Origin of the sequence: Ensifer sp. Root278, from assembly GCF_001429285.1 — a bacterium.
Classification (GTDB): Bacteria; Pseudomonadota; Alphaproteobacteria; order Rhizobiales; family Rhizobiaceae; genus Ensifer.
In genome coordinates, this window is record NZ_LMJJ01000041.1 from 183,477 (window position 1) to 208,451 (window position 24,975).

At 62.4% G+C, this 24,975-nt stretch carries 17 protein-coding genes and 1 pseudogene; 5 read left to right on the top strand and 13 right to left on the bottom strand.

Going from position 1 to position 24,975, the window contains the following annotated elements; all coding sequences use genetic code 11:
- Window positions 1-67 precede the first annotated feature (67 nt).
- Window positions 68-925 carry a LysR substrate-binding domain-containing protein gene (locus ASE60_RS26760; protein WP_057254627.1) on the top strand — a complete coding sequence of 286 codons (858 nt, stop codon included), beginning with the start codon at window positions 68-70 and terminating at the stop codon, window positions 923-925.
- Window positions 926-999: 74 nt separating this feature from the next.
- On the opposite strand, the gene ASE60_RS26765 is transcribed toward ASE60_RS26760, so the two are convergent.
- A complete protein-coding gene (locus ASE60_RS26765) occupies window positions 1,000-2,046 on the bottom strand; it encodes a low specificity L-threonine aldolase (protein ID WP_057254628.1) in 1,047 nt (348 codons plus the stop codon).
- Window positions 2,047-2,599: 553 nt separating this feature from the next.
- Here ASE60_RS26765 and gltB point away from each other — a divergent pair.
- The gene (gene gltB / locus ASE60_RS26770; RefSeq protein ID WP_057254629.1) at window positions 2,600-7,324 is read left to right on the top strand and encodes a glutamate synthase large subunit; all 4,725 of its coding nucleotides are present in this window, start codon (window positions 2,600-2,602) and stop codon (window positions 7,322-7,324) included.
- A 108-nt stretch (window positions 7,325-7,432) separates the two neighbouring features.
- Window positions 7,433-8,890, top strand: a complete 1,458-nt coding sequence (locus ASE60_RS26775) for a glutamate synthase subunit beta (RefSeq protein WP_057254630.1) — start codon at window positions 7,433-7,435, stop codon at window positions 8,888-8,890.
- A gap of 296 nt (window positions 8,891-9,186) precedes the next feature.
- Here the strand turns inward: ASE60_RS26775 and ASE60_RS26780 are convergent, their stop codons facing one another.
- Both ASE60_RS26780 and ASE60_RS26785 read right to left on the bottom strand, forming a co-directional pair.
- Complete coding sequence (locus tag ASE60_RS26780; RefSeq protein WP_057254828.1) at window positions 9,187-10,440, bottom strand: DUF459 domain-containing protein; 1,254 nt, start codon at window positions 10,438-10,440, stop codon at window positions 9,187-9,189.
- A 134-nt stretch (window positions 10,441-10,574) separates the two neighbouring features.
- Complete coding sequence (locus ASE60_RS26785; RefSeq protein ID WP_057254829.1) at window positions 10,575-11,795, bottom strand: lytic murein transglycosylase; 1,221 nt, start codon at window positions 11,793-11,795, stop codon at window positions 10,575-10,577.
- Window positions 11,796-12,194: 399 nt separating this feature from the next.
- On the opposite strand from ASE60_RS26785, the gene galU reads away from it, so the two are divergent.
- Window positions 12,195-13,082, top strand: coding sequence for a UTP--glucose-1-phosphate uridylyltransferase GalU (gene galU / locus ASE60_RS26790; RefSeq protein ID WP_057254631.1), 888 nt, complete (start codon window positions 12,195-12,197; stop codon window positions 13,080-13,082).
- Window positions 13,083-13,197: 115 nt separating this feature from the next.
- Here the strand turns inward: galU and ASE60_RS26795 are convergent, their stop codons facing one another.
- The 8 genes and pseudogenes from ASE60_RS26795 to ASE60_RS34905 form a co-directional block, all read right to left on the bottom strand.
- Window positions 13,198-14,643: an outer membrane beta-barrel protein gene (locus ASE60_RS26795; RefSeq protein WP_057254632.1), complete on the bottom strand. Its 1,446-nt coding sequence runs from the start codon at window positions 14,641-14,643 to the stop codon at window positions 13,198-13,200.
- 110 nt (window positions 14,644-14,753) lie between these two features.
- Window positions 14,754-15,212 (bottom strand): NfeD family protein, encoded by a 459-nt coding sequence (locus ASE60_RS26800; RefSeq protein ID WP_057254633.1) that lies wholly within the window; start codon window positions 15,210-15,212, stop codon window positions 14,754-14,756.
- A gap of 3 nt (window positions 15,213-15,215) precedes the next feature.
- Window positions 15,216-16,214, bottom strand: coding sequence for an SPFH domain-containing protein (locus ASE60_RS26805; RefSeq protein WP_156414729.1), 999 nt, complete (start codon window positions 16,212-16,214; stop codon window positions 15,216-15,218).
- 201 nt (window positions 16,215-16,415) lie between these two features.
- The gene (hemH, locus tag ASE60_RS26810; protein WP_057254634.1) at window positions 16,416-17,453 is read right to left on the bottom strand and encodes a ferrochelatase; all 1,038 of its coding nucleotides are present in this window, start codon (window positions 17,451-17,453) and stop codon (window positions 16,416-16,418) included.
- Window positions 17,454-17,569: 116 nt separating this feature from the next.
- A complete protein-coding gene (locus tag ASE60_RS26815) occupies window positions 17,570-19,456 on the bottom strand; it encodes a 5'-nucleotidase C-terminal domain-containing protein (RefSeq protein ID WP_057254635.1) in 1,887 nt (628 codons plus the stop codon).
- 228 nt (window positions 19,457-19,684) lie between these two features.
- Window positions 19,685-20,053, bottom strand: a complete 369-nt coding sequence (gene omp10 / locus ASE60_RS26820; protein ID WP_057254636.1) for an outer membrane lipoprotein Omp10 — start codon at window positions 20,051-20,053, stop codon at window positions 19,685-19,687.
- A gap of 172 nt (window positions 20,054-20,225) precedes the next feature.
- Window positions 20,226-21,677, bottom strand: a complete 1,452-nt coding sequence (locus ASE60_RS26825) for a homospermidine synthase (protein WP_057254637.1) — start codon at window positions 21,675-21,677, stop codon at window positions 20,226-20,228.
- Window positions 21,678-21,913: 236 nt separating this feature from the next.
- A pseudogene (locus tag ASE60_RS34905) lies at window positions 21,914-22,045 on the bottom strand (DUF3445 domain-containing protein); the annotation flags it as partial.
- 152 nt (window positions 22,046-22,197) lie between these two features.
- Between ASE60_RS34905 and ASE60_RS26830 the strand changes: the two are divergent.
- The gene (locus ASE60_RS26830; protein WP_057254638.1) at window positions 22,198-23,148 is read left to right on the top strand and encodes a GGDEF domain-containing protein; all 951 of its coding nucleotides are present in this window, start codon (window positions 22,198-22,200) and stop codon (window positions 23,146-23,148) included.
- On the opposite strand, the gene ASE60_RS26835 is transcribed toward ASE60_RS26830, so the two are convergent.
- Complete coding sequence (locus ASE60_RS26835) at window positions 23,113-23,745, bottom strand: aminotransferase class IV family protein (protein ID WP_057254639.1); 633 nt, start codon at window positions 23,743-23,745, stop codon at window positions 23,113-23,115. The two genes, ASE60_RS26830 and ASE60_RS26835, sit on opposite strands and share 36 nt — an antisense overlap.
- Window positions 23,742-24,941, bottom strand: coding sequence for an aminodeoxychorismate synthase component I (locus tag ASE60_RS26840; RefSeq protein WP_057254640.1), 1,200 nt, complete (start codon window positions 24,939-24,941; stop codon window positions 23,742-23,744). The genes ASE60_RS26835 and ASE60_RS26840 overlap by 4 nt, the downstream gene beginning before the upstream one ends.
- Window positions 24,942-24,975: the final 34 nt, after the last annotated feature.

Below are 24,975 nucleotides of genomic sequence, written 5' to 3' on the forward strand. Positions count from 1 at the left end.
CTTGCCGGGATCACTCATTATGAAGCAGGATGCAAGGAATAACAGTTATCGCGATTTGGGATGAGCCATGTTGGATCTCGTGCAGTTGCGCAGCTTCGTCGCGCTCGAACAGATGGGCAGTTTCACGCTGGCGGCGGAGAAACTGTCGCTTGGGCAATCGACCGTCAGCCAGCATATTCAAAGGCTTGAGGCCTCGCTCGGGCGAACCCTGGTCGCCCGCGATACCCACCGCGTGTCGCTGACGGCGGATGGGCTGGCACTGCTTGCCCATGCGCGTTCGATGCTGGCGATCGACGGCGAGGTGCGTGCGCTTTTTGCCGAAAGCAGTCTGCGTGGTCGCCTGCGGCTTGGTGTTTCCGAGGATTTCGTCATGAGCCGGCTGCCGGCGGTTCTCGAAGATTTCGTCCGTGCTCATCCGTCGGTCGATCTCGAACTGACCGTCGCCTTGAGCGGCGTGCTTTACCAGATGCAGGACAACGGCGAGATCGACCTCGTGCTCGCCAAGCGCAGGCTCGGCGACGTGAGAGGCGAGCTCGTCTATCGCGAGCCGCTCGTCTGGCTCGCCCGCGACCCCGAAAGGATCAGGCGTGACAAGGTGCTGCCGCTGATCGCCTTTCCGCCGCCGAGCATCACCCGCAGCGTCGCGCTCGAAGTGCTCGACCGGCATCGCCTGCCGTGGCGCATCGTCTGCACCTGCGGCAGCCTCAGCGGGCTGACGGCGGCCGCGCGCGCCGGAATGGGCGTGCTCGTGCAGCCGCGCAGCATGGTGCCGCAGGGGTTGAAGGAGATACCCGCCGGCGCCCTGCCGCCGCTTGAAGACGTCGAGTTCGTGCTGGTGCCGAGCAAGGGCGTCGACCGAAAGCTGAGTGCAGCACTTTCGGCCGAGATCCTCTCCAATGTGAGGACGCTGCAGGGACAGGCTTGATGCAGGGGATCACCCCGCTCAGGTCGCGGGATGGTCGTCCGGATGGAAAAGCTGGCCGTTTTCCTGGAACTGCTTCAGCACGCGGCGACGAACCGGTCGACGTCGTCGGCCTTCGTCGCAAAGCTGGTCACGAGGCGGTAGAGACCCTGATCCGGCGCAAGACTTCCATCGAGGTCGTGGGGCACGGGCCAGTCGTAGAAGACGGCGCCATCCTGCCTGAGCTTCGTGGCCACGTCTTTCCTGATGATGGGGAAAACCTCGTTGGCGTCCGCCTGCCAGGCGAGGCGGCTCGTCTTCGAGGCGGCGATGCCCTCGGCGAGGCGTGCAGCCATCGCGTTGGCATGGCGCGCGAGGTTCAGCCAGAGATCGCCGGCGAAGTAGGCGTCGAACTGTGCGGAGACGAAACGCGACTTGGAGAAGAGTTGGGCCGAGCGCTTGCGCAGGAAATGCATTTCGTGCGCCTTCGCGAGATCGAAGAGCACCAGCGCTTCGGCGCACCAGCAGCCGTTCTTGGTGCCGCCGAAGGAGACGAGATCGACACCGCGCTTCCAGGTCATTTCAGCGGGCGTTGCGCCAAGGCCGACGAGCGCATTGGCGAAGCGGGCACCATCCATATGCAGCGGCAACTTGTGCGCCTTGGCAACGGCCGCGATCGCCTCGATCTCCGAGGGCGAATAGACCGTGCCGCTTTCCGTTGCCTGGGTCAGCGAGACCGCTGTCGGCTGGCCACCGTGGACATTGTCGAGCGGAAAGCGCCGGATCTCGGCTTCGAGGCGCGCGGCCTCCATCTTGCCCCGCGGTCCATCGACAGGCTTCAGCCTGGCGCCGTGCGAGAAGAATTCCGGCGCGCCGCATTCATCGGCGATGACATGCGCTTCGCGATGGCAGAAGGCGATGCCGCCTGCGCGATTGGCTGTCGCAAGTGCCAGCGAATTGGCAGCCGTTCCGGTGCCGACGAAGAAGACTGCGACATCCCTTTCGAAGATTTCCGCGAACTTCTTCTCCACCTTCCGGTCAAGCTCGCTGGTGCCATAGGCGGACGCATATCCGCCGGCATGCGCCATCAGGCTTTCGGCAATCGCGGGATGGGCGCCAGCCCAGTTGTCAGACGAAAAAATCATCACATTCCACCCTGTATTACAGTCTTTTCGACGGATTTGGCCGACCTTAGCCGAGTTCTCGGCCGGATCAATCACGGTCGGCGGCCGAAAGGCCAACTGGAGACCAGTTTGAAACCAAAAGGAAGAAAACGCCGGAAAGCCGTAATTAAATTATAAAAGCCGGAAACTTCCGGCAATGTTCGGCAAAATCTTCTCTATTATTTGCTGATATGCCTCTTGCGGAGGGGGGTAGTTTCTGGCATAGAGCACATGAAATAGGACAGGTTTGCTGTCCTATTTCGGTCTAGGGACCGGAACAATCGCCGCGAGTGCCTAAAAAAATGGCACCCGGCGTGCGAAGCGGGGGGATTTGCCGGATTTCATCCGGTTGTTATCGCCTGCCGTCAGGATGGTCGCAGACATCAGTGCCTGATGATGCCGTGCTTATTTGCGACCTGATCAGGATCATGAGACGATAGTGCCCCGGCTTTTTGGCGTGCCTTTGCGCGCAACGAAGAGCCATGCGCGGGCGGTGCCATGCCCGGCGGTGCCGGGTTTAACAGGAGGGAAAACGATGACGGATCATTCGCCATCACAGCAATCTGGGCTCAACCTCGCACACAGCGTTGCGACGGCTGAAAAAACGCCCGCATTCCCGACTGGCCTGCCGCGAAAACAGGGTCTCTACGATCCGCGCAACGAACATGACGCCTGCGGCGTCGGTTTCGTCGCGCATATGAAGGGTCAGAAGTCGCACCAGATCGTGCGCGACGGCCTGTTCATGCTCGAAAACCTGACGCACCGCGGTGCCGTCGGTGCCGACCCGCTGATGGGCGACGGCGCGGGCATTCTCGTGCAGATTCCCGACCGCTTCTTCCGCGAGGAGATGGCCAAGCAGGGCATCACCCTGCCGAAGGCGGGCGAGTACGCCGTCGGCCATATCTTCATGCCGCAGGACGATGCGCTCGTCGAACACTTCAAGCAGGTGATCAAGGACGTCGTCGCCGAAGAGGGCCAGGTGCTCATCGGCTACCGCGACGTGCCGGTCGACAACGCGTCGCTGTCGAAGGCGCCCGAGATTGCCGCGACCGAGCCGCGCCATGTCCAGATCTTCATCGGTGCCGGCCGCGACGCCGCCACGAACCCCGAGTTCGAGCGTCGTCTCTTCACGCTGCGCAAGGTGATCTCCAACCGCATCTATGACGAATACAAGGGCGAGGAGAGCAATTTCTACCCGGTATCGCTGTCGTCCTCGACGATCGTCTACAAGGGCATGTTCCTCGCCTATCAGGTCGGCGCCTATTACAAGGACCTGTCCGATCCGCGGTTTGAGAGCGCGGTGGCGCTCGTGCACCAGCGCTTCTCGACCAACACCTTCCCGTCGTGGAAGCTCGCGCATCCCTACCGCATGGTCGCGCATAACGGCGAAATCAACACGCTGCGCGGCAACGTCAACTGGATGGCGGCGCGTCAGGCGTCGGTATCTTCGCCGCTCTTCGGCGAGGATATCTCCAAGCTCTGGCCGATCTCCTATGAAGGCCAGTCGGACACCGCCTGTTTCGACAACGCGCTCGAGTTCCTGGTGCAGGGCGGCTACTCGCTGTCGCATGCTGTCATGATGCTGATCCCGGAAGCCTGGGCCGGCAACCAGCTGATGTCGCCCGAGCGCAAGGCTTTCTACGAATACCATGCGGCGCTGATGGAGCCGTGGGACGGACCGGCGGCAGTCGCCTTCACCGATGGCCGCCAGATCGGCGCGACGCTCGACCGCAACGGCCTGCGTCCGGCCCGCTACATCGTCACCTCTGATGATCGCGTCATCCTTGCTTCGGAATCCGGCGTGCTGCCGGTCGACGAGGACAAGATCGTCAAGAAGTGGCGCCTGCAGCCGGGCAAGATGCTGCTGATCGATATGGAGCAGGGCCGCATCATCTCCGACGAGGAGGTGAAGTCCTCGCTCGCCCAGAAGCACCCCTATAGCAAGTGGCTTGAAGACACCCAGCTCATCCTCGAAGAGCTGAAGCCGGTGGAGCCGCGCGCGCTGCGTCGCGACGTCTCGCTCATCGACCGCCAGCAGGCCTTCGGCTACACGCTCGAAGACACCAAGATCCTGATGTCGCCGATGGCGACGACCGGCCAGGAGGCGATCGGCTCGATGGGCACCGATACGCCGATCTCGGCGATGTCGGACAAGCGCAAGCTGCTCTATACCTATTTCAAGCAGAACTTCGCGCAGGTTACCAACCCGCCGATCGACCCGATCCGCGAAGAGCTGGTGATGAGCCTCGTCTCCTTCATCGGACCGCGCCCGAACATCCTCGATCACGAGGGCATGGCCCATGCCAAGCGGCTCGAGGTGCGCCAGCCGATCCTGACCAATGGCGATCTCGAAAAGATCCGCTCGATCGGTCACACCGAGGATCGCTTCGACACCAAGACGCTCGACTTCACCTATGACATTTCGCGCGGTGCCGAAGGCATGCCCGATATGCTCGACCGTCTCTGCGAACGCGCGGAAGCGGCGGTGAAGGGCGGCTACAACATCATCGTGCTCTCTGATCGTCAGGTCGGTCCGGACCGCGTGGCGATCCCGGCATTGCTTGCGACCGCCGCCGTGCACCACCACCTGATCCGCAAGGGCCTGCGCACCTCGGTCGGCATCGTGCTCGAGTCCGGCGAACCACGCGAAGTGCACCACTTCTGCCTGCTCGCCGGCTACGGCGCCGAGGCGATCAACCCCTATCTCGCCTTCGATACGCTGATCGACATGCACAAGCGCGGCGAGTTCCCGAAGGAGGTCGATGCGAGCGAGGTCGTCTATCGCTACATCAAGGCCGTCGGCAAGGGCATCCTCAAGGTCATGTCCAAGATGGGCATTTCAACCTACCAGTCCTATTGCGGCGCGCAGATCTTCGACGCCGTCGGTCTGTCGTCGAAGCTGGTCAACCAGTTCTTCTTCGGCACGGCGACGACGATCGAAGGCATCGGCCTCGAAGAGATCGCGGCCGAGACCGTCGCCCGCCACAAGGCGGCGTTCGGTGCCGACCCGGTTCTTGCCAACACGCTCGACATCGGCGGCGAATATGCCTTCCGCATGCGCGGTGAAAGCCACGCCTGGACCCCGGACGCGATCGCATCTCTGCAGCATGCCGTGCGCGGCAACGCGCAGGACCGCTATCGCGAATTCTCCGAGATGGTGAACAACTCGGCGCTACGCATGAACACCATTCGCGGCCTGTTCACGGTGAAGAGCGCCGAGGCTCTCGGCCGCAAGCCGATCTCGGTCGACGAGGTCGAGCCGGCTACCGACATCGTCAAGCGCTTCTCGACCGGTGCCATGTCCTTCGGCTCGATCAGCCGCGAGGCGCATACGACGCTCGCAATCGCCATGAACCGGATCGGCGGCAAGTCGAATACCGGCGAGGGCGGTGAGGAGAGCGACCGTTACCTGCCGCTGCCGGACGGTTCGATGAACCCCGAGCGCTCGGCGATCAAGCAGATCGCCTCCGGCCGCTTCGGCGTGACCACGGAATACCTGGTCAATGCCGACATGCTGCAGATCAAGGTGGCGCAGGGCGCCAAGCCCGGCGAAGGCGGTCAGCTGCCCGGCCACAAGGTCGATGCGACAGTTGCCAAGACCCGTCACTCGACCCCGGGCGTCGGCCTGATCTCGCCGCCGCCGCACCACGACATCTATTCGATCGAAGATCTGGCGCAGCTGATCTACGATCTGAAGAACGTCAATCCGGAAGCGGACGTCTCGGTCAAGCTCGTCTCGGAAGTCGGCGTCGGCACGGTTGCCGCCGGCGTCGCCAAGGCGCGCGCCGACCACATCACCGTCGCCGGCTTCGACGGCGGCACCGGCGCCTCGCCGCTGACATCGCTGAAGCACGCCGGCAGCCCGTGGGAAATCGGTCTTGCCGAAACCCAGCAGACGCTGGTCTTGAACGGCCTGCGTTCGCGCGTCGCCCTTCAGGTCGACGGCGGTCTCAAGACCGGCCGTGACGTCATCATCGGGGCGCTGCTCGGTGCCGATGAGTTCGGCTTTGCCACCGCGCCGCTGATCGCTGCCGGCTGCATCATGATGCGCAAGTGCCATCTCAACACCTGTCCCGTCGGTGTCGCCACCCAGGACCCGGTTCTGCGCAAGCGCTTCAAGGGCACGGCCGAGCACGTCATCAACTACTTCTTCTTCGTCGCCGAGGAAGTGCGCGAGATCCTGGCTTCGCTTGGTGTGCGCAAGCTTGACGAGATCATCGGTGCCTCCGAGCTGCTCGAAAAGGACGGTGCGCTTGCCCACTGGAAGGCGAACGGCCTCGACTTCTCGAAGATCTTCCACAAGGTGGAAGCCGCCAAGGAAGAGACCTACTGGACCACACGCCAGAAGCACCCGATCGACGACATTCTCGACCGCAAGCTGATCGAGGAAGCCAAGGTCGCGCTCGAAACCAAGGCGCCGGTCAAGATCGAAGCTGCGATCAAGAACGTCGACCGCTCGGCCGGTGCGATGCTCGCCGGTGCGCTTGCCAAGCGCTGGGGCCACAAGGGCCTGAAGGACGACACCATCCACGTGACCCTGAGGGGCACGGCCGGCCAGTCCTTCGCCGCGTTCCTGGCACGCGGTATCACCTTCGACCTGGTGGGCGACGGCAACGACTATGTCGGCAAGGGTCTTTCGGGCGGACGCATCATCGTCCGGCCGCCGGAAAACGCGACGATCGTTCCGCAGGAATCGATCGTCGTCGGCAACACCGTGCTTTATGGCGCGATCTCGGGCGAGTGCTACTTCAACGGCGTTGCCGGCGAGCGCTTCGCCGTGCGCAACTCCGGTGCGGTCGCGGTCGTCGAGGGCGTGGGTGACCATGGCTGCGAATACATGACCGGCGGCGTCGTCGTCGTTCTCGGCACGACGGGCCGCAACTTCGCGGCCGGCATGTCCGGCGGCGTTGCCTACGTGCTGGACGAGGAAGGCGATTTCGCCCGTCGTTGCAACATGGCGATGGTCGAGTTGCAGCCGGTTCCGGAAGAGGACGACATGCTCGAGAAGCTGCATCACCACGGCGGCGACATCATGCACAAGGGCATGGTCGACGTCTCCGGCGACATGACGCGCCACGATGAAGAGCGGCTCTATCAGCTGATATCCAACCACCTTCACCACACGGGTTCGCCCCGGGCGAAGGAGATTCTCGATCACTGGACGGATTACCGGCCGAAATTCCGCAAGGTCATGCCGGTCGAATACCGCCGTGCGCTCGAGGATATGGAACGCATGAAAATGGCAGAGGCGGCTGAGTAGGAGGCCCCGGTGACCAAGGCTCCCGGTTCATCACAGACTGGTTCGGGGGTCCCTCACGCGCGCTTGTCAAAAGCGCCTGTTCAGACGCAAAGCTTTCAGGATAGTACGATGGGTAAGGTAACTGGATTTCTCGAGATCGACCGGCAAGTGGCAAAGTACCAGCCGGCATCCGACCGCATTCGCCATTTCCGTGAATTCACCATTCCGATGTCAGAACCGGAAGTGCAGAAGCAGGCTGCTCGCTGCATGGACTGTGGCATCCCCTATTGCCATGGGCCGACCGGCTGCCCGGTGCACAACCAGATCCCGGACTGGAACGACCTCGTCTACAACGGCAACTGGGATGAGGCGATCCGCAACCTGCATTCGACCAACAACTTCCCGGAATTCACCGGCCGCGTCTGCCCGGCGCCGTGCGAGGAAGCCTGCACGCTGAACCTCGAAGACACGCCGGTGGCGATCAAGACGATCGAACAGGCGATCGCCGACAAGGCCTATGAGATGGGCTACATCGTGCCGCAGCCGGCCGTCACCAAGACCGGCAAGAAGGTCGCGGTCATCGGCTCAGGCCCGGCCGGCATGGCGGCAGGCCAGCAGCTTGCCCGCGCCGGCCACGAAGTTCACGTCTACGAGCGCGAGACCAAGGCCGGCGGCCTGCTGCGCTACGGCATTCCGGACTTCAAGATGGAGAAGAACTTCATCGACCGCCGCGTCGAACAGATGAAGGGCGAAGGCGTCACCTTCCACTGCGGCATCAATGTCGGCGTTGACGTGCCGATGCAGCGCCTGCTCGACGACCACGATGCCGTGCTTTACTGCGGCGGTTCGGAGACGCCGCGTGATGCGGGCATCCCCGGTGTCGAATTCGCTGGCGTGCATGATGCGATGCCCTATCTCGTGCAGCAGAACCGCCGCGTCGGCCGCGAGAACATCGACAGCGTCGGCTGGCCGTCGCAGCCGATCCTCGCCGGCGGCAAGCACATCGTGGTCGTCGGCGGTGGCGATACCGCGTCGGACTGCGTCGGCACCGCCTTCCGCCAGGGCGCGGTCAAAGTGACCCAGCTCGACATCCGCCCGCAGCCACCGGAAAAGGAAGACAAGCTTGCCGTCTGGCCGTTCTGGGCAACGAAGATGCGCACCTCGTCCAGCCAGGCCGAAGGGGCTATCCGCGAGTTCCAGGTGGCAACGCTCGAATTCATCGGCGACGAGGATGGCACCCTCACCGGCGTGAAGTGCTGCCAGGTGGACGATCGCCGCAAGCCGGTCGCCGGCACGGAGTTCATCATCAAGGCGGATCTTGCCTTCATCGCCATCGGCTTCCGCGGTCCGTTTACCAGCAGCGTGCTGAAGGATCTCGGCGACAAGCTGACGCTCAACACCGACCGCCGCGGCTCGACCAACGTGGTTGCCAACGAGCGCGACTACAAGACCTCGGTCGAGAAGCTCTGGACCGCCGGCGACGTGCGCCGCGGCCAGTCTCTGGTCGTCTGGGCGATCCGCGAAGGCCGCCAGGCCGCCCGTGCGATCGACGAGGCGCTGATGGGCTCAACCACCCTGCCGCGATAAACGGTTTACTCCCAAGCATGAAAAAAGCCCCGCAGCGATGCGGGGCTTTTTTGTGGGCTGTTGCCGGAGGCTCGACAGCCTTGGGCGCGGCTGGTTCTAGATGATTTCATTTTTTCGTCGAAACGGTGAAATGATCTAAGTCTTTGAAATAGCGCAATTCCGGACGGAAAACCGCTTCACACTTTTCCTGGAATTGCTCTTAAGCGCGTCGCGATCTTTCAGATTCGCTCCTTGCGCTTTAAGTTTTTGATATATCGCATACCGCAAAACCGCTGCGCACTTTTGCGCGACAGGCTTTAGTTGCGGATCACCGGATTGCTGATGACAGTGCTTGGCTTCGACAGGCGGAAGTCATCGACGCGGCCGGTCGGTGCGGCGGCGACATCCCCCTTGTCAACCAAAAGGTCGCGCGGGCTCTTGCCGTTGCCCTTGTCCGGTGCGGCGTTGCCAAGCAGGGAGCCGGCGCCATCCAGGGCCGGATCGGTCAAGCCGATCGGCTGGGTCTTGACGATATCCTCGTTGCCAAGCGGCGCCGTCACCACCAGGTCCTTGAGTTCGCCTGCCCCGGGCACGTTCTTGTCCGTCGCGGCGGCATCGCCGAGCAACCGCCGAATGTCCTTCTCGACGTAGAAAGCCAGCTTGCGCTTGCCGGCCTTGGTGAGGTTGATGCCATCGGCGCCGCGCAGACGAACCTGCTGGCCGTTGATGTCGGAGCCGGTCAGGACGAATTTGCCGCCCTCGTCGACGAAGCCATCCCAGATGTCGACAAACTGGCCGCCGACCTTCTCGATTTCCTCGCGATAGATGCCGTTGAAGGTCACCATGTCGGCGGTCATTGCGGCGGACTGGAACGGCGGCATGCCGACCCAGAGAACCGGCAGCTTCTCCTTGCGGGCAAGGGCCGCCAGCGCATTGACGCGCTTGCGATACTCCTCGTTCCAGATATCGCTGCGGAACTTCTCCTTGACGTCGCCCATCTGCATCTGCTGCCGGTCGTTGGCACCGAGGCTGATGATGATCACGGATGGCTTTAATTCGCCGACGTAGCCGGGAAGGGTACCCGGCCAGTTGAAGTAATCTTCGCGCACCAGGCCGGACGAGCCGTTCGCCCGTGTCTCGACGGCGATGCCGGGCGTCATCTCGAAGGCGGTCTTCAGGCCGTCGCCGAGGCTGCCGGCCATGAAGTCGCCGACGACCAGAACCTTCTTGGCGTCGGGCGCTTTCTCCACCACCACCGGCGCGACTGCCGGTGCATCGGCGATCTTCGGCTTCTGCTTCTGTTGCCCCTGGCCCTTCTGGCGCTGCTGTTGCTGCTGGCGTTGGCGTTTCGGGCGCGGCTGCTCAGGGAAATAGGAGCGGTCTTCAAGAACCGGCCGCTCGCGCGACAAGCCGCCGAAGAGCATCTGGAACAGGGTGCGCCGCTGGGCGCGCTCCTGCGCCTCGGCAAAGCTTGCAAAGAGGCTGACGGCGACCATCGCCATTGCGGCGATGCAGATCGTCGCAATCCCGAAGGGCGTTCGGCGCGGTTGGTTGCGGCGCTTGCTCGTCATCTGCTCTTCTGCCCCGTTGATCGCGTGTTCGCCGGTTTTCAACCGCCCTCACGTTTCAGCGCGCCGCGCGGGGTGCAGCGCGCTACTCGTCATTTATCTCACGGATGTGGCGATCGTGAAACCGTTTCGAGCCGCTAGTTGCGAAGGGCGCGCAGCAGCATCTGGGTCGGCTCTCCGTCCGGCGCCAGGCCGTTCTTCGACTGGAACGCCTGGATCGCGGCCTTCGAGCCGGAACCGAAATTGCCGTCGACTTCGCCGCTGTAGTAGCCGAGCTCCTTCAGGCGGTTCTGCAGTTCGAACTTTTCGCTGATGTCGAGCGATCCGTCCGGACGCGGCCAGCGCTGCTGCATGCCCTGATAGCCGGCGATCTGGTCGGCAAGAAGGCCGACGCCGAGAGCGTAGCTGTCGGAGGCGTTGTAGCGCTTGATGACGAAGAAGTTCTTGGTCATCAGGAAGCCGGGACCCTCGCCACCGCTCGGCAGCTTGAGTTCGGCGCGTATGCTGCCGTTGCGGAAGCCCTTGCCGTTGGGTCGGCCGAAGCCGAGCGACGCCCATTCGGCGAGCGTCTTCGTCTGGCCGGAATATTTCGCGGCATTTGCCGGCGGCGCGACTTCGTAGCCCCAGGTTTCGCCCGGCTGCCAGCCGTTCTTCTTCAAAAGGTTGGCGGCGGTCGCCAGCGCATCGGGCACCGAGTTCCAGATGTCGCGGTGACCGTTGCCGTCGGCGTCAACCGCATAGAGCAGGTAGCTCGTCGGGATGAACTGGGTGTGGCCCATGGCGCCCGCCCAGGACCCGGTCAGCTCGCGCGGCGTGATGTCGCCGCTCTGGAGGATCTTCAGCGCGGCGATCAGCTGCTTCTTGGCGTAGTTCGAGCGCTTCGGATCGGCATAGGCAAGGGTGGCGAGCGCGCGCGGCACATAGTGCAGGCGGTCATCCTTCTCGAGCACGGCGCCGTAGTTGGATTCCATCGACCAGATCGCCAGCAGGATGGTCTTGTCGACGCCGAAGTGCTTTTCCAGCGCGTTCAGCGTGCGGGCGTGCTTCGTCGCCATCTCCTGGCCGACGCGCTTGGTGTACGGGTTCACGCGGGAATCGATGTATTCCCAGATCTTGTGCTTGAACTCCGGCTGGTAGTTCGCCTTCTCGATCACCGTCTGGTCAGGCGACTTCACGCCGGCGAAGGCCTGGCGATAGGTCGACTTGCTGATGCCGGCCTTGGCGGCCGTCGTGTAGAATTCGTTGATCCAGTTCTGGAATCCGGCATCGGCGCGCGCGGGCGAGGTGCCGAGTGTTGCGGCGGATAGGACGAGGGCGGCTGCGATATGACGGAAAAACGTCCTGCGGTTTCTGATCATCAGCTGTCGGTTCCGTTTCTCTGCGGGGGCTTCGGCCGTCATGGCCCGAATCACTCCGCAAGGTGGCAGTCTGGGGCCAGCCTCGACGGTGGGGGCAGTCGTCGGCGGCTCCTGTTTCGGATCCGGCCGCGATTGTTGCATTGCCGGATTGCAACGAATCTACAGAAACGTGGTCAACAAACCCTTTACCATGAAATTGTGGTGGCGTCTTCCGCTGTAGAAAATGTCAAGCCATGGTCGTGGAGTTCGCATATGCATTTGTTCCGTCGGTTCAGGCTGTGTTCAGCTGACGGCATAGAGATTGCGGCTCCATTACGGAGCGCTGTATGGTTTCAGACGGATTGTAGTCCGGGACCATCCGGTAAGACTTATGAGTGAGTTCCTATCAAGGAGGTATCGATGACCGACAAGCGTAAAGTCCGCAAAGCCGTGTTCCCAGTCGCAGGGCTGGGCACACGTTTCCTGCCGGCTACCAAGGCCGTGCCGAAGGAAATGCTGACGGTGGTGGACAAGCCGGTCATTCAATATGTGGTCGATGAGGCGCTGGAAGCCGGCATCGAGCATCTGATCTTCGTCACGGGCCGCAGCAAGGCGGTGATCGAGGATTATTTCGACATTCAGGTCGAGCTCGATCAGACGCTGCGCGAGCGCAACAAGAAGGCCGAGATCGCCCTGCTCGACAGCATTCTGCCGAAGGCCGGCACGACCAGCTTTACCCGCCAGCAGGCCCCGCTCGGCCTCGGCCACGCGGTCTGGTGCGCCCGTGACCTCGTCGGCAACGAGCCGTTTGCGCTGCTCTTGCCGGACATGATCATGAAGGGCGAAAAGGGCTGCCTCAAGGGCATGGTCGAGCTCTATGAGCAGAGCGGCGGCAACGTCATCGCCGTCGAGGAATGTGCACCGGACCAGGCCCACAAATACGGCATCGTCGGCGTCGGCGACAAGGTGGGCGATGGTTTCAAGATCACCAAGATGGTCGAGAAGCCCGCACCGGGCACAGCCCCGTCCAACTTCTTCATCAACGGCCGCTACATCCTGCAGCCGGAGATCTTCCCGATCCTCGAAAAGCAGGAACGCGGCGCCGGCAACGAAATCCAGCTGACCGATGGCATGCTCAAGCTCTCCGACAGCCAGCAGTTCGCCGCCTATCACTTCCGTGGCGACACCTATGACTGTGGCGCCAAGGACGGCTTCATCCTGGCAAACGTTGCCTTTGCTCTGGAACGCGGCGACATCCGCCCGAGCGTCGAGGGGCCGCTGAAGACGCTGCTCGGCAGCCTGAGGTAATTTCGGTTCCACCGAAACGAGAAGGCCGCGTTCCCCGAGGAATGCGGCCTTTTTCATTGGCTGCTGGCAATGAGTGTTGTTACCGCTCTAGCTTTGCCGGCGGCTGACCTTTGGCTCAACGCCGCAGGACGAGGCCGACGCCGACACGGGTGATGTCGGTCGGATCGCCGACGTCGGGCGTGGTGCGCTCGTAGCTGACGTCGCCGGTCAATGCGAGGTAACGGTTCATATCCCAGGTGAGGCCTGCGCCCGTGCGCCAGGTCGTCTCGTCGGAGGAGCGGGAGTCCGACGGATATTTGCGGATGATCAGAGTGTTGGACAATCGTGCGACCAGATCGGAGCGCATCTGGTGGGTGATGATGTTGGTCAAGGTATAGTCGATCGATCCGGAAACGCCCGCCGTCGTCGACGGATCGAGATCCGTCAAAACCGCGAAGAGCACATCGGTGCCGCGCTGCGGCGACCAGTTGAGGCGGCCGTCGACGGACAGGCCGCTGACGTCTTCGAGCCTGTCATCATCGAAGCGATAGGTCTCGTAGCCGAGGCCGAGCTCACCATAGAGTTTCTCGCCGAGATCGACCTCGATACCGCCGCGTCCGGCATAGATCTGGTAGGAACGCTCGAAGCCGGACGTGTCCTCGCGCAGGTCGTAAAGCGACTTGCCGACGGAGGCTTCGAGGAACGGGATCAGCGCCGGCGACAGTTCGTAGCCGACGCGGGCAATCAAGTTTCCGGTGTTGCGGTTGCGGTCCTTCTCGGACAGTGTCGTGCCGTTTTCGAGTTCGACATCGCCATAGGTTTGGCGGTCGAAATCGATTCCGACCGAACCGCGGATCAGACCGAAATCGCGCTCGATGGCGGCACCGAGGCGGTAGGTGTTGACCGCGGACTGGGTCTTGGCGTTCGAAATCGCGTTCGGGTCGTCGGCGTCTTCTCGGTAGAAACTGTATCCGGCCCGGAGTCGTGCAATCGTTTCGTCCCAGAGATCGAGGCGCAGTTCCGCGTCTACATCGGCGCGCGGCTCTTCCTCCCCTTCGCCTGAGATGTTGTTTTGCAGGATGCCTTCGCCGGTGACGGTCAACTGGTGACGCGACCAGTCGGAGGTCAGGGTGCCGCGGATGCCGGTTTCGAGATAGCCGCGGTTCGTCTTGGTGTCACCGTCGTTGCGCCATTCATGGTTGATGGTCTCGCTGACGCTGGGGCGCAGCGTGAAGGTCCCGATGCGAACGCCCGGCGTGGTACGATACCCCTCCGTATCGGTTCGAAGCCTCAGGCCATCGATCGTCGGCTCCCGCTGGTTGAGGCGGAGGAAATCCTCGTTCTGCGCCGGCGGAAGATCGTCGCCGCTGACGGCGCCGGTGGTTTGCGGATCGGCGATTGCGGGCGTGGTGGCCGGGACTGTTGCCGGGGTGGTGGTGACGCCATAGGAGGTCGTCGGGGCCGTGGCCGTTTGCGCGCGCAATGACGATGGTGCGAACAGGGCAGTGCCGGCCAATAGCAACGCCAGCGAGGTCGAACGCCGCGCGTCTCCTTTGGTCGAGCGAGATGAGCCTGGCACCATATGCCGTTTGTCCACGAAGCCTGATTGCAATCCTTTCGCAATCGTAAAGCGACGTGGTTAAGCAATCGTTTCCAAATGGGAAAAACGTCGTGGCATCAGCCGCTTGCCGATCAGGCGCTTTCGACGGTCAGGTTTCGGCCATGGCTGGAAACGACGCGGACCCGGGTGCCGGCCGGCAGGTCCGGTCCCTCGATGATCCAGAACGTATCGTCGAGCCGGATACGGCCGCGTCCCTCGGCGATCGGTTTCTCCAGTACCGCGGTACGACCGACGAGACTTTCCGCTCTCTGGTTCAGCAAGGGTTCGTCGGTGGTTTCGGCTGAGGACAGAACGAAGCGGCGGCCGAGCAGCACAGCGACCACCGAGAGGACGGCGAAGAGGACGAACTGCACCTGCCACGTCCAGAAGCCGGTCTCCCAGAGCATAAGGGAGAGAATTCCGATAATGAGCGCGGCGATGCCGATCCAGATCAGGAACACGCCGGGTGCCACGAGTTCGGCTGCCAGCAGCACGAAGCCGAGAACCCACCAGCTCCAGGGCCCGAGTTCTTGAATGGCGCGTTCGATCATCGCCTACGTCCCTTGCGAGGGATCTGCCGGGAAGGCGGGCGTGGTCCGAGGAGTCGATGGGCGCGGGCGTGTCGCCGGTGCCGTCTGTCCATCGCCAAAAACCTCCTTGGCGATGGCGCCGATACCGCCGAGCGAGCCGATCAGTGCGGAGGCTTCCATCGGCATCAGCACGATCTTCTGGTTGTTGGCGGTGCCGATCGAGGCGAGCGCCTCGGTGTACTTCTGCGCGACGAAGTAGTTGATCGCCTGGATGTCGCCGGCGGCAATCGCGGCAGAGACCATCTGAGTCGCCTTGGCTTCGGCCTCGGCCAGACGTTCGCGGGCTTCCGCATCGCGGAAGGCCGCTTCGCGCTGACCTTCGGCCTGAAGGATCGCCGACTGCTTGGCGCCCTCGGCGCGCAGGATCTGCGCGTTTCTCGAGCCTTCCGCTTCCAATACCTGGGCGCGCTTTTCGCGTTCGGCCTTCATCTGTCTTGCCATGGCGTCGACAAGGTCCTTCGGCGGTGCGATGTCCTTGATCTCGATGCGGGTGATCTTGATGCCCCAGGGACTGGCAGCCTCGTCGACAACGTGCAGCAATCGGTCGTTGATCGTATCGCGGTTGGAAAGCAGTTCGTCGAGATCCATCGAGCCCATGACCGAGCGGATATTGGTCATCGTCAGGTTGAGGATGGCGTTTTCCAGATTGGCGACCTGATAGGCGGCCTGAGCTGCGTTCAGCACCTGGTAGAAGGCAACGGCGTCGGCCGAGACGCTGGCATTGTCCTTGGTGATGACCTCCTGGGTCGGAACGTCGAGCACCTGCTCCATCACGTTCATCTTGGCGCCGATCCGATCGATGAAGGGAAGGATGACGTTCAGACCCGGCTCCATCGTCTTCGTATAGCGACCGAAGCGTTCGACCGTATAGCGATAGCCTTGCGGTACCGTCTTAACCATCGCGATGATCACAATGATCATCAGCACCACCAATGCGATGACCGCATAATCCAACCCGCCCAAGAGAAGCCCCCCTAAATTTGCAATCCCGACCCGAGACAGCACTTTAGCGCAATAGTTGTCGGTCCGGAATCGGTTTCCGCGGATTGCGCGTAGATTCAAAATGTTAGGGACGCGCACTCGCCGGTGAGCGCGTGCGTGTTCCATTCATCCAGAAGTGGTGATCGGGGCACCGTTTTCAAGCGGCGCGGCAAGGAATGGGAGCTAGAGCCAGCCGGCGAGTTCGCGGCGCACGACGTGTTCGAGGACCGCCATGCCTTCGGCGCTGTCGTTGAGACAGGGAATGTGGGTGAACTTGTCGCCGCCATTGTGGTGGAAGCTCTCGGCCGCCTGCTCGGCGATCTCCTCCAGCGTTTCCAGACAGTCGGACACGAAACCGGGATTGATGACGGCAATACGCTTGACGCCTTCCTGTGCGAGTTTCTCGACCGTCTTGTCGGTGTAGGGCTGCAGCCATTCCTCGGGCCCGAAGCGCGACTGGAAGGTGACCTGCAGCTTCTCCTTGGACCAGCCGAGCTTTTCGCGCAGCAGCCGCGCGGTCTTCTGGCATTGGCAATAATAGGGGTCGCCCTTGTCGAAATAGCTCTTCGGAATCCCGTGGAAGGAGGTCAGAACCACTTCCGGTTCCCAGTCGAGCGTCGCCAGATGGCGCTCGATCGAGGTCGCGAGCGCGTCGATATAGACCGGATCGTCGTGGTAGGGCGGAACCGTGCGCAGCGCCGGTTGCCAGCGCATCTTCAAAAGCGCCTCGAAGGCCTTGTCGTTGACGGTGGCGGTCGTGGCTGCCGCATATTGCGGATAGAGCGGGAAGACGAGGATGCGTTCGCAACCGGCCTTCTGCAGCGCCTCCATGCGCGAGGCAATCGATGGCTGGCCGTAGCGCATGCCCCAGTCGACGATCACCTCAGGGCGATCGGCGAACGTTTTGGCGATCAGTTGCGCCTGGTTGCGGGTGTAGGTCCTGAGGTAGCTTTCGTTCAGCTCCTTGTTCCAGATCGTCTCATAGGCCTTGCCCACCTTGCCGGGACGGGTGTTGAGCACGATGCCGAACAGGATCGGGTACCAGAACAGCCGCGACCATTCGATCACCCGGCGGTCCGTCAGGAACTCCTTCAGGTAGCGGCGCATCGAGGTATAGTCGGTGCCGTCGGGCGTGCCGAGATTGACCAGCAGAATGCCGACCTTTCCGGATTTGACGGAAGGGTGGTCGGCAGGGGCGGTCACGTCAAGCTGTTCGGTCATCTCGGTCCTCGTCGGTCCCGTTCAATCGGGACACTGCTTTCGGTTTCAAATCCTTCTAAAAAGAAAAGCCGGCGCGGGGAAGCCCGCGCCGGCTCTGAAGGTAGAGGCAAATTGTCTTACTTTGCCGGAATTTCCAGTTCCGTGCCGACATGCAGCGCGCGCGGCGCCGGCTTGCCGTTGGCTTCGGAGATCTTCTTCCACAGCGAGCCTTCGCCGTAGTACGACTTGGCGAGGTCCCAGAGCGTGTCGCCCTTGGCGATCACGTGCTTCTGAGGGCCGCTTGCCGCGGGCGCTGATGCATCGCCGGAGGTTGCTGCCGGTTGGGTTGCCGTGGTGTCGGTGCCCGTCGCCGGCTTCGTTTCCGTTGCCGGTTCCGCCGGTGCAGCACCTGCTGCCGAAGCGACCTCGGTGATGCGGCCATCGGTATAGGGCTTGAACGGCTGGTGGGCAGCGAGATAGTCGGCGAGCACGGTTTCGAGGCCCGGACCGTAGTCGTAGGCGTTTTCACCCTTCTCCTTGAAGATGTCGTAGCCGTCGCCGCCATTGCGCATGTAGTTGTTGGTGACGAGCGAATAGGTCTTGGCCGGATCGAGGGCGACGTAGCCTTCGCCTTCCTTCACCTCGACCGAGACGACACGGCTGCCGACCGGCTTCGACTTGTCGAAGGAGAACTTCATGCCGGCCACCTGCGGGAAGCGGCCGCCGCCTTCCTCGAGCTTGCTGAGGCCGTTTTCCAGCGCTTCACGGATGCCGTCGCCCTTGATCTGGAAGGTCGCGACGGTGTTCTGGAACGGCAGAACGGTGATCGCTTCGCCCATCGAAACGTCGCCGGCGTCGATCGAGGCGCGCAGGCCGCCGCCGTTGGTGATGGCGATGGTGACACCCTGGCCCTTGACGCGGTCGAGCATGGCGTCGGTGAGCAGGCTGCCCATTTCGCATTCCTTGGTGCGGCAATTCTCACGAGAGCCGTCGATCGGCGCTTCGGTCTTGGCGATGATCTTCGAGCGCAATTCCTCGATCGGTTTGCCGAGTTCGGCGACGCGCGCCAGCACGGCCTCATCCGGCTTGACGGACGAGTCGACCAGGATCGGATCGCCCTTGGCGGCTTTGACGACGCCCTTGTCGTCGAAGGTGACGACGAGATCGCCGAGATACTTGGTGTAGGATGCGGCCTGGACGACCGGAACCTTGTAGCCACCGGGATTGTCGACCATCGTCGGGTAAGGACCCTCGGCTTTCGGGTCGGTGTTGGACAAGAGGCTGTGCGAGTGGCCGCCGACGACGATATCGACGTCCGGGATCTTGGCAATCGCTGCGAGATCGCGCGGATAGCCGACATGGGTCAGCGCAATAATCTTGTCGACGCCCTGCTTCTTCAGTTCTTCGACGGCGGCCGTGGTGGTGGCAACGTCATCGCCGATCAGGATGTCTGGGCCGGGCGAGGACAGTTCCGGCGTGTCGTTGGCGACGGCGCCGACGATGCCAACCTTCTGGCCGCCGACGTCGAGCACGATCGACGGCTTGATGCGGTCGCCGATCTTCGACTTGTGGCTCGGCAGGACGTTGGCGGTGACGACAGGGAAGGTAATCTTATCGAGGAAGCCGGCCAGGCCGTCTTCGCTCTCGTCGAATTCGTGGTTGCCCACGGTCATCGCGTCGAACTTCATCAGGTTGAGGAACTCGGCTTCGGCCAGGCCCTTATAGGTGGTGAAGAACAGCGAGCCCTGGAAATTGTCGCCGGCATTGAGCAGCAGCACGTTCTTGCCGGAGAGTTCCTGGCGCTTCGTGTCGATCAGGGCCTTCAGACGGGCGACGCCGCCGAAGCACTCGTTCTTGCCTTCCTCTTCCGCCGAGCAGGTCGAGTCGAACTTGTTGATCGACTCGATGCGGGAATGGAGGTCGTTGATGTGCAGGATGTTCAGCTCATAATCGGCGAAGGCTGCGCCCGAGGAGAGGGCAAGAATGGACGCGGTCATCAGGCCGGTCCGCATGTGTCTGATCATGATGTTCTCCTGTTTGCCGGTTGTCAGCCGACCGTTTCCGGAGCCGTCAAGACGGAACCGTTCCCCACGGTCGGAGTGGCTTTGCCGGGCCGGATGTTTTCATCACTTGAAGGTGACTTCAAGCGCTAAAACCAAGCTCGCTTTGTCAATTTATAACGAGGTTAAGCTGCGATCCTGCAACAAAAAAAGCCCCCGATCGGGGGCTTCGATACTTGCGTATGCGCTGTTTTAGCCGCGCCGCGCCAGCGAGAACTGCGCGCCGGCATCGGTGGTGCAATTGAGCTGGTTCTGCGTGACCAGGGCGCAAGCGACCTTGGACTGGGTATTGCGCACGAGCGAGGTCATGTTGATCTCGACGAGCGTCGGGCTCGTCTTGACGTAGTTGCCCGAAGCAAGCAGCTGGTTGGTGTCGGTCGTGCGGGTCGAGAAGGTGCCGCCCGCAAAAGTCGAGACGATGCCGTTCGGGTCCACCCAGGAGCCTTCGACGCCGGTCGCCTGGCGCGACGGCCCGCCCTCATCGATGATCCGGGGCGACGACTGGCAGGACGCCAAGGCCGCAGCGGTTGCGATTAGGGTCAGAACTGCGAATGGCTTCATAGGCGATTTCCCCGCATTGGGCCGAGCGGACTGTTTCATTCCGGCATGACCATGCCGCGATCATGAGTTGAAAGCAAGAGCGGCAGGGGGCGGCCGGCGCCTTTTCCCGCACAGATGAAAAGGCCCGGGACACGGTCGTGCCCCGGGCCGGATGACGTTTTACGTCAAAAGCTTAGCGAACGAGGATGTTCTTGAACTGCCAGGGATCCTTGGTGTCGATGTCTTCCGGGAACAGGCCCGGACGACCGTCGAGCGGGGTCCAGTCGGTGTAGTGGCCTTCAACCGGACCGAGATAGGGAAGCTGTACTTCCAGGCAGCGCTTGTAGTCCATCTCGTCGGCTTCGACGATGCCGGCCTTCGGGTTTTCAATCGCCCAGACCATGCCGGCGAGAACCGCAGAGGTTACCTGCATGCCGGTGGCGTTCTGGTAGGGAGCGATGCGGCGGGTCTCTTCCAGAGACAGGCGCGAGCCGAACCAATAGGCATTCTTGTCGTGGCCGTAGAGCAGGACGCCCAGTTCGTCGAGGCCCTCAACCAGTTCCTTCTCGTCGAGAACGTGATGGACCGGCTGGGCGTTGCCGCCGTTGCCGAACATCTCGTGCAGCGACAGGACCGCGTCGTTGGCCGGATGGTAGGCGTAGTGGCAGGTCGGACGGTACGTCACTTCGCCGTCCTTATCGCGAACGGTGAAGAAGTCCGAGATCGAGATCGCCTCGTTGTGGGTGACAAGGAAGCCGTACTGCGGGCCAGGCGTCGGGCACCAGGTGCGTACGCGGGTGTTGGCGCCCGGCTGCTCCAGGTAGATCGCAGCCTTGCAGCCCTTCTTGTGCTTCTTGGCGTTCTTCGGCATCCAGTTTTCATGGGTGCCCCAGCCGAGTTCGGCCGGCTGCAGACCTTCGGAGATGAAGCCCTCGACCGACCACGTGTTCCAGAACACGTCGAGCGGCTTCGGCTTCTTCGTCAGCTGCGTGTCGCGCTCGGCAATGTGCACGCCCTTGACGCCGACCTTCTTCATCAGCTTCGCCCAGCCTTCGCGGTCGTCCTGATGCGGCTCTTCAAACTTCACGCCGAGGTCGTTGGCGAGGTTCAAGAGGCCCTGCTTGACGAACCAGGAGACCATGCCGGGGTTGGCGCCGCAGGTGGAAACGGCCGTGGTGCCGCCCGGGTTCTTTTCCTTTTCCTTGCGAACGGTTTCGCGCAGCGCATAGTTGGTGCGCTCGGAATTGTCCATTTCGGCGTCGAAATAGAAACCGAGCCACGGCTCAACGACCGTGTCGATGTAGAGAACGTCGAGCTTGCGGCACATCTTGATCAGGTCGAGCGAGCCGGTATCGACCGACAGGTTGACGCAGAAGCCCTGGCCTTCGCCTTCGGTGAGCAGCGGCTTCAGCAGTTCCTTGTAGTTGTCCTTCGTCACATGAGCGCGAACGTGACGTACGCCATGCCGTTCGAAAATCTCGTTGTCGGCGGCGTCCTCACGGGGTTCGACCACGATCAACCGGTTCTTGTCGTATTTGAAGTGGCGCTCGATCAGCGGCAGGGTGCCGCGACCGATCGAACCGAAACCGATCATGACGATCGGACCGGTGATCTCGCCGTAAACCGGGTAGGTGGTATCTGCCATTTTTGTCTTACTCCTGAGGAAACTTTCCTGTGACGGTGGGTGACTAAGCATGAGGAAGCGGCTGGTGCCGCTGTTCCAGCTTGACGGGTGTGCCGCAGCGGCTTCGGTGCCGAATGCGGCACGCGGGCGCTGTAGAGCATAGATCGCTGTCACAATAAAGAGCCGGCGGGTCAACCGCTATCTGAGATAGTGCTTAACCGGCGATCGAAAGCAGGGCCGCGACTGCCTCACGCTTCCGCAAGAAGGCACTTCTTTTCTGAGAGATAGTGCTGTAGCTGTTCGTCAGGCTCGATCCAGCGATCGGGATCGAGCTGGGCAAGGCCGATGGTGAGGGGCTTGGAGGAACCGTCGTAGGGCGTATGCTTCATGCACTTCGGCCGGTCCAAGACGGTGATTTAACCATATCCCCATCGTTTCACACGCGTAAACGCTTGTCACAAGCACTTCGTGCTATAGCTTCGTCTGAAGCATCCGCTTCGCGCCATGATTGATATTGTCCGACCCGGAGGCGTGACAGACCGTGACCGGTAGTCATCTCAAGGCTCTTGCGGCCTTACAGAGCAAAACACCCGTACTGATCGCGCTCTACGATCAGCACGATCGATTGCGGTTTGCCAACACGGCATTTCGCGCGGCCTATCACGTCGGTCCAGACGAGAGCCCGACCTGGGCGGAGATCATGCGCCGCAACTACGCGGCCGGTCAGGGGACCGTCCTGAAAACCGACGACGTCAACGCCTGGATTGCCTCGACGGCTCACCGGCGCGGCAAAGTGCCTTTTCGTGCCATGGAAACCGACTTGCATGACGGCCGCTGGCTGTGGATGACGGAGACGGTGGATTCCGACGGCTATATGCTTTGCATTGCCGTCGATGTCACCACTATCCATGCGGGCGAGCGCGAGCTCCGGCAGGACCGCGATTTCGCGCTTCGGGCGGCCCAGGTCGACGAGCTGACCAGTGTGCCCAACCGTCGCTACACGATGGGGCGGTTGACTGAATTCATCGCCAATTGTGCCGAAAATCCGCATATGTGGGGTTGCGTCGCGATCATCGACATCGATTATTTCAAGGCGATCAACGACCGCCACGGGCACCAGCGCGGCGACGAGGTTCTGCTCGACTTCGCGCGTCAAATGCAGGAATTCGTGCGCCGCTCGGATTGCTTCGGCCGGATCGGCGGTGAGGAATTCATGCTCATCCTGCCTGATACCACCATCAGCGAAGGCAATCGCATTCTCGACCGTCTGCTCGAAAGGGTCAGAAGCTCCCGGCCGCTCGAGAATATTCCGGAGTTCTTCTACACCTGTTCGGTCGGGCTCGCGGAATATCGTGATGGCGATTCCGTCAGCGATCTCTATGCGCGCGCCGACCAGGCGCTCTACCTCGCCAAGCGCGATGGGCGGGATCGGGTCAGACGCTACACGCTACCCGGTTCAGACCAGGAGTCTCACCCGGATCATACCGCGTAGCGAATTGCCGACATAGAGCGTTCCACTTGTAAGATCCGCCGGCGAAAGGCGCGCTACCCGCGCGCGTCGTTGGCAGATGAGTTCGGTACGAAGCACACCGGCGAGCAGCCCGCAGGCGATCGGCGGTGTCTTCAGGACACCGCTACCGTCGTCGAGGAAAACCGAGGTGATCGTGCCTTCGCAGACCTCGCCCTTCTCGTTGAGCAGAAGAACCTCGTCAGCCTCGCTCGCTGCATATTCGCTGCGGGCCGTTTCATAGGCCGCCCGGCGGCTGGTCTTGTAGCGCAGCAGCGGATCGCGCGAGTTGAGCCGGGTGGCGGCGATCCGCACCCGCCAGATCGTATCGTCCGACAACGGTACGAACGGTGCGGCCTTTACCTCGATGCGTCCGTCGGGGAAAAGCTCGAGCCGTACCCGGTGTGCGAGCTTGTCGTCGCCGCTCTTCACCGCGGCCAGCAAGGCCGCTTCTGCCCCTTCCGCTCCGGAAAAACCGAGACGTCGCGCCGATCGCTTCAGCCGCGCCAGATGCAGGCGCGATCGGACGAAGCCGTTTTCGGGCTCGTAGCGCAGCGTTTCGATCAGCGAGAAGTCCGTCATCGTGCGATCTCGTCATCGCCCAGCGCGATCTTGTCGTCGCCGAGCGCGATCTTGTCGTCGCCAATGGCGAAGCGGGCCTTCAGCAGGCATTCGTCATATTCGGACCGGGCGTTGCTGTCGAAGACGATGCCGCCGCCGACATTGAAGATAGCCTCGCCGTTGGGGAAAAGCGAAATCGTGCGGATGGCGACGCTGAAGCGCATGATCCCGCTCGGGGCGATGAAGCCGATGGCGCCGCAATAGGCGTCGCGCGGTCCGTCTTCGAGGTCGTGCAGGATTTCCATGGCCCGCATCTTCGGCGCGCCGGTGATCGAGCCGCAGGGGAACAGGGCGGCGAAGATGTCCTCGATACCGATCTCGGGTAGGAGCTTTGCCCGAACATGGCTCACCATCTGGTGCACGGTCGGGTAGGTCTCGATTTCGAAGAGCTTGGGGACGCTGAGTGTGCCGACTTCGGTGATACGCGAGATGTCGTTGCGCAGGAGATCGACGATCATCCGGTTTTCAGCCTGGGTCTTTTCGTCGGCGCGCATGGTCGCGATGATCTCGGCGTCTTCGGCCGCAGAGGCGCCGCGCTTGGCCGTACCCTTCATCGGGTGCGTCTCGATCCAGCCGTCCGCATCGACGCGGAAGAAGAGTTCCGGCGAACGCGACAGGAGGACCGGCCCGTCAAGCGCAACCAGCGCCCCGTATTTCACCGGCTGGCGGTCGATCAGCGACCAGAAGGCGGCGCGCGGATCGCCAGACCAGCGGGCACGGATCGGCATCGTCAGGTTGGCCTGGTAGCAATCACCCTGGCGCAGATGCTGGTGCAGACGATCGAAGCGCTCGCGGTAGGTGCCGAAGTCCCAGCCGGCGCGTGGCTCAGCGAGGAAGGGTTCGTTCTCGGTCCGGCGCTGCGGCTCGGCGAGGGGATGGTCTTCCGAGGGCGCGTCGAAGATGCCGAAGGACATCAACGGCGTTTCGCGGCCCTCCTCGGCAAACCTTGCGAGTTTCTGCTCGAAGAGGTGGCCGGCCTCGTAGGACATGAAGCCGGCGAGCCACTTGCCCGCCTTGTGGGCGCGCTCGAGCTCGGCAAGGCCGCGGGTGAATTCGGCTTTCGTGCGCGCGGTGACGATGCGCGAAGGCTCAGCGAAAACCGTGGTGCGGTTTTCGCTGTCGTCCCGGAACAGCACATAGGGTGCGGTGTCGCTCATAAAGTCGTCTTGTCGATCGCGCCGTGATCCGGAC